The organism is Pseudomonas sp. (assembly GCF_002796985.1).
Lineage (GTDB): Bacteria > Pseudomonadota > Gammaproteobacteria > Pseudomonadales > Pseudomonadaceae > Pseudomonas.
Window position 1 is genome coordinate 370832 of record NZ_PEKX01000020.1, and the last position, 13312, is coordinate 384143.

General features: G+C 65.3%; 6 protein-coding genes. 1 reads left to right on the forward strand and 5 read right to left on the reverse strand.

Going from position 1 to position 13312, the window contains the following annotated elements:
- Window positions 1-44 precede the first annotated feature (44 nt).
- The 4 genes from CTR55_RS24040 to thiI form a co-directional block, all read right to left on the reverse strand.
- A complete protein-coding gene (locus CTR55_RS24040; RefSeq protein ID WP_296290025.1) occupies window positions 45-1409 on the reverse strand; it encodes a DUF3999 domain-containing protein in 1365 nt (454 codons plus the stop codon).
- Entirely contained in the window at window positions 1406-5125 is a 3720-nt protein-coding gene (locus tag CTR55_RS24045) for a DUF2339 domain-containing protein (protein WP_296290027.1), read from the reverse strand. Before CTR55_RS24045 ends, CTR55_RS24040 begins: the two co-directional genes overlap by 4 nt.
- Before the next feature lie 508 nt (window positions 5126-5633).
- Window positions 5634-7451, reverse strand: coding sequence for a translational GTPase TypA (gene typA, locus CTR55_RS24050; RefSeq protein ID WP_296290029.1), 1818 nt, complete (start codon window positions 7449-7451; stop codon window positions 5634-5636).
- A gap of 168 nt (window positions 7452-7619) precedes the next feature.
- On the reverse strand, window positions 7620-9074 hold the full coding sequence (gene thiI, locus CTR55_RS24055; RefSeq protein WP_296290030.1) for a tRNA uracil 4-sulfurtransferase ThiI: 1455 nt from the start codon (window positions 9072-9074) through the stop codon (window positions 7620-7622).
- A 331-nt stretch (window positions 9075-9405) separates the two neighbouring features.
- Between thiI and glnA the strand changes: the two genes are divergently transcribed.
- Window positions 9406-10815 (forward strand): glutamate--ammonia ligase, encoded by a 1410-nt coding sequence (gene glnA, locus CTR55_RS24060; RefSeq protein WP_296290032.1) that lies wholly within the window; start codon window positions 9406-9408, stop codon window positions 10813-10815.
- A gap of 190 nt (window positions 10816-11005) precedes the next feature.
- On the opposite strand, the gene CTR55_RS24065 is transcribed toward glnA, so the two are convergent.
- Entirely contained in the window at window positions 11006-13174 is a 2169-nt protein-coding gene (locus CTR55_RS24065; RefSeq protein WP_296290364.1) for a mechanosensitive ion channel family protein, read from the reverse strand.
- Window positions 13175-13312 lie beyond the last annotated feature (138 nt).

Consider the following 13312-nt stretch of genomic DNA (forward strand, 5'->3'; position numbering starts at 1 on the left):
AATTTATACAGGCGACACCCCTATCTTGCGGCGATCCGCGTCGATCAGCTCGCCTGGCGGTTACTCCGCAGCAGGCTCAGCGCCATCAGCGCGAGCAGGCCGACGCCCGCCAGCAGCAGCCCCCACAAGCCGTAGCGTTTCCACTGGGTATCGGCTTTCGCCGCATCGGCCGGCAGTTGTGTCGCCGGCACCTGCAGAGCGCCCTTGAGCCGCGCCTCGCCCAGGCTCGCCAGGCGCTTGGGCTCGTAGCCGGGCACCAGGGTAGTCAACGGCAGGCTGCCATCGCTGATCGAGCCGTTGCCGATGGCAAGCTCATACGGTGCGCCGCCACGGGCAAGGAACACCAACTCGGTCGCACGCACGCCCACACTCAGGTGCGCCGTCGAACCGCCGAGGCCACCGCCGCGGGAGTCCACTTGCAGACGCAGCTGGCTCAGGGTGCCGCCGGGCAGCTCCAGCTCTTCCTGGGTGATTTCGCCGCCCTGCCCCGGCAGGCGATACAGCACGCCACGCGCCAGTGGCGTCCATTGCACGTTGCCGTCGTGGCGGCCGGAGATCACCACCGGGGCCAGGGTGTTGTCCTGTTGCAGCGGGATCCGCACGCGTTCCACCGGCAGCGCCAGCGGCAGGCTCCAGCTGAAATCACCATTGTTGTCGGCCTTCGCCACCAGCGGCTCGGACCAGAGCATCGGCACCGGGCCGGTGCTGCTGCGGCTACCGCTGAGCGTGGCGCCGACCAACTGCGCGGCCTGCTCCGGCGACTCCCACCACAGGCGCAGGTAGCGCGCCGTCTCACCGGGCAGCGCGATGTCGTTCTGTTCGATGCGCTGGCCGTTGAAGTCCAGCCGCGCCAGTTGTCCTTCGCCGAGGGAGCGCCAGTGCTTCAGATCGTCGCTGGCTTCGATGCGCAGGCGCTGGAAGCCGTCGCCGTCGGCCGTCCAATCAAGCTGCAGGCGGTCCAGCGGCAGGTCGCCGGAACCGGTTTCCAGCAGCCAGCCGCGCAGTACCTGGGTCTTGTCCTGGGCCGGCGCGTTGGGGGTGATTTCGAGGATGGTGCCGGTGGTGCTGCGGACGATCTTCAGGTTGTCGCCTGCCGCGCTGCCGGAGGCGCCGCGCAGCGGGAAGATGCGTGCCTGCACTTCGCTGCGCACCTGCTTCGCGCTGGCAGCACTGGTGCGCAGGCTGTAGGGCAAAGCCTCACCCTCGGCATTGAAGATGCGCACGTCGCGCAGGTCGCCCTGGCGGGCGGCGAACAGCACCTCGATGGGCAATTGCACGCGATACCACGGGCCGTTGCCGGACACCTCCAGCGGCACGCGGCTGGCGAAGTCCGCCGGAGTGGGCGCGGCACTGGCCTGGTTGCCCAGCAGGCAGGCACCCGCAAGCAGGACGAGGGTATTGAGCTTCATGCGGAGGGTTGCTCCTGTTGCGGTTGCTCTTCGGGTACCGGCCGACGCGGCGGCAGCGGCGCGAAGTAGCCGACGATCAGCATCAGTACACCGACGCCGATGAAGGAAACTATGCGTTCCAGGCTGCCACCGCTGGCGCGGTCGACCAGGAACAGCTTGAGCACGACCACGGCCAGCAGCACCGCGCCGACCAGCCAGAAGTCGCGGCGGCCGCGCAGGTGCCCGGCGATCATCAGCCCCAGGGCAATCAGCGCCCAGACGATGGACAGACCGGCCTGCACCAGCATGGACTGGCTCAGGGAGTCGAACTCGAACGGCACGCCGCCCCAATGGTGCGCGGTGCGGCACACGGCCATGGTCAGCAGGGCGAACAGCGAAGCGCCCAGCACCGCCTGCACCGGCAGGCGCAGGGTCGACTCGGCCACGCCCAGTTGCGGAAGCCCCAGGCGCGTCCACTGGAAGATCGCTGCCAGCACGATGAGCATGCCCAGTTCCAGCGGGTTCACCAGCGGCAGGTAGGGCAGCGGGTCGGCCGCGCCATTGCTGAACAGGTTGACCAGCCAGAACCAGCCCAGCAGCGCCAGGGCCACGGGCGCTGCGGCAATGGCGCGGTACTCGCGCTCGAAGGCCGCCACCGGCCACGGCAGGCGCGCGACGCCGCCCATGAGGATCAGGAACAGGCTCGGCACCAGCGCCCAGCCCAGCCAGCGCCAGGCGTTGTAGTGCTCGGCCAGGGCGAAGAACAGGTAGCGCAGCTCCAGCGCCAGCACGCCGAGTATCAACCAGCAACCCAGTACGTGGGCTGCCTGCGCGGCGACGCGCGGCAGCAGTTCATCGAGGCGGCGCAGCACCAGGAAATGCACCACGAACACCGCCAGCCAACCGAGCCAGCCCAGCTCTGCCAGCGGGTGGTACTGCAGGTTCCAGGCACTGGCCAGGGCCACCAGCGACACCGGCACCAACGCCAGGCACAGCAACGCCAGCGCGCGCCATTGCTCGCGTCGGGCCAGCAGCGACCAGAGGCCGACGCTGACCGCCGCCACCAGCAGCGCCACGTGTTCACGCATCTCGCTGGGCACAAAGCGGGCGATCTCCCACAGCGCGGTCAGCGCCCACCAGCCGGCGCCCCACACCAGCAGCAGTTGCGACAACTGCTCCAGGCCCAGGCCGCCCAGCGCCAGGTTGCGCTCGCGCTCGCTGGCCCGCTGCAGACGCCAGGCGCCTACCAGCGCGGCCAGTGCCAGCACCGCCGGAGTCCAGAAGCCCATGTGCGCCAGCGGCTTCAGTCCTTCGCTGGGCAGGTCGCCGAACAGCGCCGCGCCGCCGAAGAGGAAGGCGCCCGCGCCGATCACTTGCAGCACCAGCCCGAAGACGAAGGCTGCGCGCTGCTGCAATTGCAGGCTCAGCCAGAGGATCAGCAGGCCGCTGCCGGCCCAGACGGCGGCGGCGGTCTGCCACGGCAGCACGAACAGCACCGCGAGGTTGATAAAGGCCAGGCCGAGCAACAGGACCACACTCAGGCCGAGCATCAGCCGGCGGTCGTCGCGCACCAGGGAATCGCGCGCGGCGATCAGCATGCCGGCGATCAGCGCCAGGCCGATCAGCGAGGCGGTCACCAGCCCGCGCCAGCCGGAACCCAGGACGCTACCGCTCTCCTCTGCCCCGTTCAGCCCCAGGAGGAACACGGCGCCACCCAGCAATTGCACCGCAAAGGCGCAGGCGAGGAAGGTTCGCGAGCGCAGGCGCAGCCCGATAAATACCGTGGCAACTCCTGCCAGCGCCCAGACCGTGGCGGTGCCATCGATGCCCAGGCACAGCGGTGCGATCAGGTAGAGGAACGCCAAACCCAGGGCCGCCAGAATCGGGCACGCACGCGGTTCCCAACTGCGCAGTGCCTGCGGACCGGCATTGCGCAGGTTCCAGAAGCTGAACAGTAGCGCCGCCCCCAGCATCAGCGCACCGAGCGGCGCGCCATCGAGCAGCGGGTTCCTGATCCACGGCGACCAGCCCAACCCAGTGACAAATACCCACGCCGCCCCGCCTTGCAGCAGCAGCGCGAAAGCCCGCGCCAGCGGCCGCTGTTGGCGCAAGCCGAGCCAGAAGATGCCGGCGCCTTCCACTGCCCAGGCGGCGGAGGTCCAGCGCACATCCAGGCCCAGCGGAATCGCCAGGGTGCCGAACACCACGCCCAGCGCCAGGCAGGTTTCCACCAGCAACAGCGCGCGGCCGGCGGTGCGCCCGGCCAGCAGGCGGGCGAGGACCATGTAGAACAGGCCCAGCGCCAGCGCGCTGAAGGCCGCGCCGAACTCCAGGTGCTGGATGACCGCGTACTGCAGGCCGAAGCCCACCAACGGCGTGCCGAACAACACGGTGCCGTCGACGTAGTCGGTCTGCCGCGCCGACCAGCGCAGCAGCGCCTCGCGGGAATCATCTTCCGGCGCCCCCGCAGCCTCGCGCAGACGACGGCGGGCGAACAGCAAACCGATGGCGACGTAGGTGAGGAAGAACAGGATCAGGAACGGCTCGGTCGTCTCGAACAGCTCCGGCCTGTAGGACCGCAGCCCCCAGGCGAGGCCGATGCCGAAGGTGCCGAAGAAGCCGATCAGGTTGAGCAGCCGCCAGGCCTTGAACCAGGCGATGGCGAAGATGCCGGCGTTGAGCAGGGCGAAATAGCTGAACAGCGCGACGTGGCTGCCACCGCCGGTGGACGCCAGGATCGGCGCGGCGAAACCGCCCAGTGCCGCGGCAGCGGCAAGCCCCAGGGCGTCCTGCAGGATGGCGAGGATCGCCGAGAACAGGGTGACTGCCACCAGCAGCACGAAGCCGGCCTTCGGGTCGATCAGCACTTCGCCATGGTTCATCGCCGGGTACAGCTTGATGCTGGCGAACACCGTCAGGTAGAGCACCGCGACGCCGGTGCCCTGGAGGATCAGCGCATAGGCCGGGCGTCGCTGGCGCAGCCACCAGCCGAGCCCGAGCAGCGCCAGCGCGGCAGCGGCGGTGCCGAGGTACGGCCCCTGCGGCGGCATGGTCATGCCCTCGGTGGCGTAGCGCAGCAGGAAGGCCAGACCAAGGAACAGCAGCACCACACCGACGCGCAGCACGGTGTTGCCACCCAGCAGCCAGTCGCGGGCGGCGCCGAAAGCACGCTCGAACAGCGAAGGCATCGGTGGTGACGGCGGTACGGGGGGCGCGGCGGGAGCGACCTGCGGCTGAATCTCGGGCGCTTCGACGCGAGCCTGGGCCGCTGGCCTTTCCATTGGCTCCAGCACCAGGTCCGACCACTCGATGGGCGCTTCCGCTCGTGCAGCAGCGGCGGGAGCCGTCACGGGCTGGTCGGCAGGTAGCTCGATGTTCCAGTCCAGCTCGGTGGCCGCGGGTTCGCTGGCCGATGCTTCATCTTCTGGTGGCGCTGCATCGACTGGCGTCACCGGCATCGGCGGCGCGACGTACTCGGCGCTTGCCGGCGGCGCCGGCTCGGCGGCGCGGCGCTCCACTTGCAACAGTCGCTCGTACAGGGCTTTGGTGCCCTGGTCGAAGCGCTTGCCGAACACCTTCAGCTCACTGCGAAGGCTGGCGTTCTCCCGCTTCAGGTTTTGCAGCGCAAGGGTCTGCCCCAGCGCCAGCCCGAAGGCCGCGCCCAACACCGCCCCGGTGATCGACTCGCCCGCAGCGGCGCCGATGACCAGGCCGACCAGCATGAAAATCCATTGCATGCTTTCGAGTCCTTGAAGTTCTGTGCGAATCCATCCCGAACCGGACGGTAACGTCCGGAAAGCTGAGTATATCGGCCCGACTCCCTGGCCTGCGTCCACTATCTCTCAGCTTCACAGGATCAGACGCCGCAATCCCCCTCTCCAGCCACGTGATGCGCTTCGATTTGTTGCCGCGTGCCATCCCGTCCAGCGCCGGCGCTGTCGGGTGGTCCGTTCGCGAGCAAGCTCGCTCCTACAGGCAGCCGGACCCACTCGGCGGAAAAAAGGCCAGGCATTTGCCAGCTTTTCGCAGGAGCGAGCTTGCTCGCGAACCCGCCTAGCCCTGAGGCCTCCGGGTGATCCGCTCGCTTTTCGTAGGGCGCATCACCCGGAACGGGTTATCCGCCGGGCAACTGACGGCGGATAACGCTGGCGCGTTGTGCGCCCTACGGTCAGCCCCCGCCCAGCACCTTGCCACAGGCAAAAAAAAGCCGGGCATAAGCCCGGCTTTTTCGTGCGGCTGGTCGAGTTAGACCTTGCTGCGCTCGTAGCGCTTGCGGTCGTTCTCGTCGAGCAGCTTCTTGCGCAGACGGATCGACTTCGGCGTCACTTCCACCAGCTCGTCATCGGCGATGAATTCCAGCGCCTGCTCCAGGGTGAAGCGGATCGGCGGAACCAGGGCGATGACTTCGTCTTTGCCCGAAGCGCGCATGTTGTCGAGCTTCTTGCCTTTGGTGGGGTTGATCACCAGGTCGTTGTCGCGGCTGTTGATGCCGGCCAGCTGGCCTTCGTAGATCTCGTCGCCTGGGCCGAGGAACAGTTTGCCGCGGCTTTGCAGGGTTTCCAGCGAGTAGGTCAGCGCGGTACCGGTGGCCATGGAGACCAGTACGCCGTTCTGACGGTTGGTCACCTCGCCAGCCTTGATCGGGCCGTAGTGGCTGAAGGTCGAGGTCAGGATGCCGGTGCCCGAGGTCAGGGTCAGGAAGTTGTTACGGAAGCCGATCAGGCCACGCGCCGGGATGGTGTATTCCAGGCGCACGCGGCCCTTGCCGTCAGGGATCATGTTGGTCAGATCGCCCTTGCGCAGGCCCATCTGTTCCATCACCGAGCCCTGGTGCTGCTCTTCGATGTCGATGGTGACGTTCTCGTAAGGCTCCTGCTTGTCGCCGTCCTTCTCGATGATCACCACTTCCGGACGGCCGACGGCCATCTCGAAGCCTTCACGGCGCATGGTTTCGATCAATACCGAGAGGTGCAGTTCGCCACGGCCGGAAACCTTGAACTTCTCCGGGCTGTCGCCTTGCTCGACGCGCAGGGCCACGTTGTGCAGCAGTTCCTTGTCCAGACGCTCCTTGATGTTGCGGCTGGTGACGAACTTGCCTTCTTTACCGGCGAACGGCGAGTCGTTGACCTGGAAGGTCATGCTCACGGTCGGCTGGTCAACGGTCAGCGGCGGGCGGGCTTCGACGTTCTGCGGGTCGCACAGGGTGTCGGAGATGAACAGCTCGTCCATGCCCGAGACGCAGACGATGTCGCCAGCTTCGGCGTCGGCAACTTCAATGCGCTGCAGACCCGAGTGGCCCATGATCTTCAGGATGCGGCCGTTGCGCTTGCTGCCGTCGTCGCTGATGGCGACGACCTGGGTGTTGGCCTTGACCTTGCCGCGAGCGATACGGCCGATGCCGATCACGCCGAGGAAGCTGTTGTAGTCCAGCTGCGAGATCTGCATCTGGAACGGGCCGTTGACGTCGACATCCGGAGCCGGAACGTGGTCGATGATCGCCTGGAACAGCGCGTCCATGTTGTCGTCCATCTTCTCGTGGTCCATGCCGGCGATGCCGTTCAGGGCGCTGGCGTAGACGATCGGGAAGTCGAGTTGCTCGTCGGTGGCGCCGAGGTTGTCGAACAGGTCGAAAATCTGGTCGATAACCCAGTCAGGACGCGCGCCCGGACGGTCGATCTTGTTCACCACGACGATCGGACGCAGGCCGGCCTTGAACGCCTTCTGGGTCACGAAGCGGGTTTGCGGCATGGGGCCGTCCTGGGCGTCGACCACCAGCAGCACGGAGTCGACCATCGACATCACGCGCTCAACCTCACCGCCGAAGTCGGCGTGGCCGGGGGTGTCGACGATGTTGATGCTGTAGTCGTTCCACTTCAAGGCGGTGTTCTTCGCCAGGATGGTGATGCCACGCTCTTTTTCCTGGTCGTTGGAGTCCATCACGCGCTCGTTTTCCGCTTCTTTGCGGTCGAGGGTGCCGGACAGGCGCAGGAGCTTGTCTACGAGGGTGGTTTTGCCATGGTCGACGTGGGCGATGATGGCGATGTTGCGCAGTTTTTCGATCACAGTGTCAGTCTCGATAGTGAATCTTCGGCTGCCTTTTCGGCAGCGGAGCCGGGCCTGGGCGCGGCGGTGCAAAAGGTCTGGGCGTGAGCCTACGCACCGAATGTGTCGGGAGGTCGGTGGCGGATACTGCCGCCGAACAGTCCGGGCTGGCGGCGCTGGTCTGCGCCTTTATTGCGGACGGTAAACACGCACATTGGTGTGCCCTTCGTTGACCAGGTGGTGGGCGTGCAGGCGACTCATCACGCCTTTGTCGCAATACAGAAGGTACTGGCGGTTGGGGTCCAGTTCCTTGAATTTGCTGTTGATCGCGTAGAACGGCATGGCCAGGACTTCGATGCCTTCGATGGCCAGCGGTTCATCTTCCTGGGCATCCGGGTGGCGAATGTCCACCACGATCTGCCCGGCCAGCACTTCGTCGACCATCTCCACCGACAGGTCCTGGCCCAGTTCGTCGATCACGCGATCGACGGTCATCTGGGTGGAACGCTCCAGGGCGCGGTCGAGCACGGCCATGTCGAACTTGGTTTCTTCGTGGTCGACACGGTGCGGCTTGGCCTGGGTGGTCGGGTTCACCGAGATCACGCCGCAGTATTCTGGCATGTGCTTGGCAAACTCGGCGGTGCCGATCTTCGTCGCGGTGTCGATGATGTCCTGCTTGTGGCTGACGATCAGCGGGCGCAGGACCAGGGTATCGGTCACCCGGTCGATGACCGAGAGGTTCGGCAGGGTCTGGCTGGAAACCTGGGAAATCGCCTCGCCGGTCACCAGCGCATCGATCTCCAGGCGCTCGGCCACGCGGCTGGCGGCACGCAGCATCATGCGCTTCAGGGTCACGCCCATGTAGCTGTCGTCGACCTTGGTGAGAATCTCGCCGACCACTTCCTCGAAGGGCACGCTGACAAACAGCACGCGCTGGGAACTGCCGTACTTCTTCCACAGGTAGTGCGCGACTTCCATCACGCCCAGTTCGTGGGCACGGCCGCCGAGGTTGAAGAACACGAAGTGGCTGATCATGCCGCGGCGCATCATCTGGTAGGCCGCCACGGTGGAGTCGAAGCCGCCGGACATCAGCACCAGCACCTGCTCCAGCGCCCCCAGCGGGTAACCGCCAAGGCCATCATGCTGGGCATGGATTACATAGAGGCGGTCGTAGCGGATTTCCACGCGCACCTGCACTTCCGGGTTCTTCAGCGAAACGCCTGCCGCGCCGCAATGCTGGCGCAGGCCGCCGCCGACGTAGCGTTCCACGTCGATGGAGGTGAAGGGGTGCTTGCCGGCGCGCTTGCAGCGCATGGAGAAGACCTTGCCCGGCAGCTTGTCGCCGAAGTGGGTCTTGCACTTCTCGAGGATGTCGTCGAAATCGCCCAGCGGGTACTCGTGCACTTCGAGGAAGTGGCCGATGCCCGGCGTGCAGGTCAGCCGCTCGATCATCTCGCGCAGGACTTTCGGGTCGGTGACCTGGGTCTCGACCTCGAGGTTGTCCCATTCGCCTTCGACCAGCAGCTCAGGGTCGAGGTCGCGGAGCACCGTGCGAATATTCTTCGCCAGCTGGCGGATGAAGCGCTTGCGCACCGGCCGGCTCTTGATGGTGATTTCCTGGAAGACCTTGACGATGAGTTTCATGCGAATCGGGCGACTGCCATGGGACTGAAAAAAAGGGGCGGAATTATATCCGAAATTGCTCAAGACTTGAGCAGAAATCGGAGACTTTCTTTTTGGCGCACCAAAATGGACTCATGCACCACGATGAAGCACCGAAACAGTGCACGATTTTCGTGCAATTCCCTGTAGCAGCCACTACAGCCCCTGAAATCAGGGCCTCTGCCCGAATACGGGCACTGGCACGCAACTTGCTCTCTTGTGAGGCAGGTTGCCCTGGCCGACTATGCCGGCCGGCATCACCCGTTACTGGGGCACAGAAAGCTCCCAGCTCTAATCCCTCCTGGAGGACAGCATGTCGTACAAGTCGCAACAACTGATCAAAGATCATGACGTGAAGTGGGTTGACCTGCGCTTCACCGATACCAAAGGCAAGCAGCAGCACGTCACCATGCCCGCCCGCGACGCGCTGGACGACGAGTTCTTCGAAGCCGGCAAGATGTTCGATGGCTCCTCCATCGAAGGCTGGAAGGGCATCGAAGCCTCCGACATGATCCTGCTCCCGGACGACAGCACCGCCGTGCTCGACCCGTTCACCGAAGAGCCGACCCTGATCCTGGTTTGCGACATCATCGAGCCGAGCACCATGCAAGGCTACGAGCGCGACCCGCGCAACATCGCCAAGCGCGCCGAGGAATACCTGAAGTCCACCGGTATCGGTGACACCGTATTCGTCGGCCCGGAGCCGGAGTTCTTCATCTTCGACGAAGTGAAGTTCAAGTCCGACATCTCTGGCTCGATGTTCAAGATCTTCTCCGAGCAGGCTTCCTGGAACACCGACGCCGACATCGAGACCGGCAACAAAGGTCACCGTCCGGGCGTCAAAGGCGGCTACTTCCCGGTACCGCCAGTCGACCACGACCACGAAATCCGTACCGCCATGTGCAACGCCATGGAAGAGATGGGCCTGGTCATCGAAGTTCACCACCACGAAGTGGCGACTGCCGGCCAGAACGAAATCGGCGTGAAGTTCAACACCCTGGTTGCCAAGGCTGACGAAGTTCAGACCCTGAAGTACTGCATCCACAACGTTGCCGACGCCTATGGCAAGACCGTGACCTTCATGCCGAAGCCGCTTTACGGCGACAACGGCTCGGGCATGCACGTACACATGTCCATCTCCAAGGATGGCAAGAACACCTTCTCTGGCGAAGGTTATGCCGGCCTGTCCGACACCGCCCTGTACTTCATCGGCGGCATCATCAAGCACGGCAAGGCCCTGAACGGCTTCACCAACCCGGCCACCAACTCCTACAAGCGTCTGGTTCCGGGCTTCGAAGCCCCGGTCATGCTGGCCTACTCGGCCCGCAACCGTTCCGCCTCGATCCGTATTCCGTACGTCTCCAGCCCGAAAGCCCGCCGTATCGAAGCTCGCTTCCCGGACCCGGCTGCCAACCCCTACCTGTGCTTCGCCGCACTGCTGATGGCTGGCCTGGACGGCATCCAGAACAAGATTCACCCCGGCGATGCTGCGGACAAGAACCTGTACGACCTGCCGCCGGAAGAGGCGAAGGAAATCCCGCAGGTTTGTGGCAGCCTGAAAGAGGCGCTGGAAGAACTCGACAAGGGCCGCGCGTTCCTGACCAAGGGCGGCGTGTTCACCGACGATTTCATCGATGCCTACATCGAGCTGAAGTCGGAAGAAGAAATCAAGGTGCGCACCTTCGTGCACCCGCTGGAATACGACCTGTACTACAGCGTCTGATCCACGAATACCTATAAATAGCGGCAGTATTAAGGCCTCCTTCGGGAGGCCTTTTTTATGGGCGCAGGCAAAGCGATGTGGCAGCTAATTTTGTGGGCGCGGGCCATGCGCGCGATCACGGGCATGGCCCGCGCCTACCGGTAGGCTCAGGATTGCTCGCTCCTACGAAGGTCCGTCAGGCGAAGCGGGATCAGATCCCGCCGTCCACCGGCGCTGCGTGCTCTTCATCGTCCTCACGACGCGATTTGCGCATGCGCGAGAGCTGCACGTTGAGGCGCGGCATGGCGAGTTCCAGCCCGGCCTTGTCGAGCTTCTGCCGCAGGCGCAGGTTGAACGCACGTTGCACTTCCCACTGACGGATCGGCGCGGTCTTGAAGCGGAAGCGCAGGATCGCCTGGCCGGCGTCGAAGCTCTCGACACCCTGGATTTCCAGCGGCGACCAGATGGCGCGATTGATGGTGCGGTCGCCGCGCAGCTCGCCGGAGACTTCCTTGATCAGCGCCAGCGCGTCATCGATCGGCATGCTCGCCGGCACCGGCCAGCGGAACATGGCGTAGCCGAACTGCCGCGAGTAGTTCTTGATGCTCTTGATCTCGCTGAACGGGATGGTGTGCACCACACCGTCCAGGTCGCGCAGGCGCACGGTGCGGATGGTCAGGCCCTCGACCGTGCCGAGGTGGCCGCCAACGTCGACGTAGTCGTCGATGGACAGCGAGTCCTCGATGATGATGAACAGGCCGGTAATCAGGTCCGCCACCAGCGATTGCGCACCGAAGCCGATGGCCAGACCGATGACACCGGCACCGGCCAGCAAGGGCGTGACGTTCATGCCCATGTTGGCCAGGGCGACGATCAGCGCGATCACCGCAATGGTGACGAACAGCACGTTGCGGATCAGCGGCAGCATCGTCAGCGCGCGGGTGTTGGCGCTCTTCTTGCCGCCCAGGCCGAGGCTGTGCTGCACCGCGGTGTCGGTGAGGATCCAGACCAGCCAGGCAACCAGCAGGGTGGTGCCGAAGCTGAACAGCTTGAGGCTGATCTGCGAGCCGTCGCCCTCGGCGAAGCCAATCAGCGACATACCCCAGACGCGCAGGCCGACTTCGAGGAAGAACAGCAGGCTGGCGAGGTGCAGCAAGGTGTAGCCGAAGCTCTGCAACTGCTCGATATAAGGTGCATGACGACGCGCTCCGCGCCGCGCCGAACGCAGATGGGCACGACGGATCAGGCCGTTGGCGGTCATTGCCACCACCGCCACGGCGGCGCAGACCAGCGCACGACGCAGGGCGTAACTGCTGTCGCCGGCGGTGACGACAGTGGCGAACAGCGAGATGCCGACCAGCACCAGCACCGGCAGGAACCAGATCGAGCCGATCAGCTCGACCAACTCGTTCAAGCCCCGGCGTTTGAGGCGGCGCTCCAGCGGCTGGTTGCGGATCAGGTGGCCGATGGGCCGGCGGAACTGCAGGACGAACAAAGCGGTGAGCAGCCCCGCGCAGATGTTGGCCACCGAGCCGACGAACAGCGCGATGTTGTGCCCCAGGCTCTCGATGACACGCGGGTCGTGCAGTGCCTCGCCCAACGCCGCCAGGCTGCCGATCAGCCAGAGTGGACGGAAGGCACGGCGGCGCAGGATGTCCAGGGCGCGCATGCGGTGCGGCCCGCTGAGCAGCGAGAGGGAGATCACGCACAGCGCGGAGAACAATGTACCGCACACCAGGGTGTAGGCGATCACCATCGCCACCAGCTTGCCCAGTGAGCTGGGCAAGACCACCGAGAGGTAGACGGTGATCAGGAAGGCGACCAGCCAGGGGCCGAGCTTGCGCAGGGCGAACAGCATCAGGTCGCGGGTCTTGGGATGTTGCGGTAGTTCGCCTTCGAGGCCGAAGCGCTTGCGCATACGCCCGGCGACCCAGCGCAGGCCGATGGCGACACAGGCCCAGACGAGGATCACCAGGGCGAAGTCGAGGATCATCCCCGGCCATTCCGCCAGCGAGGGAGTGCGCGCGTCCAGCTCGTAGCCGGCGCCCTGGAACAGCTCGGACCAACGCACCAGCGGGCTGTTGGCGCCCTCGAACTGTTTCTCCAGGCTGCCCAGGGTCTCGCCGATCAGGCCGAGCACACCGCCCTGCTCGTCCGAGCTCTTCTGGGTGGCATCGCGCAGCTGTTTGAGCTTCTTCAGCAGGTCGGCGCGCTGCTGATCGTTCTCCAGGGTCATGATCACCTGATTCAGCGACTGCTCCAGCTGGGCGTCGCTGACCTTGGCATCGCCACTGCCCGTCACCCCGGCCAGCGGCCCGGGAAGCGCCGCCAGCGCGGGCCCGGCGACGGCCAAGCCGAGACCCAGACAGCACAGCAGCAGCCATTGACGAAGCAGGTAACGAATCAGAATCACAGGCACACCCCACAACGATGGAAAATGACACTCGCCCGCATCATACAGACGACGCCCCCAGGCTCGGACCCAAGCCGCACAGGAAAGGTCCGCTCACGAGCAGCA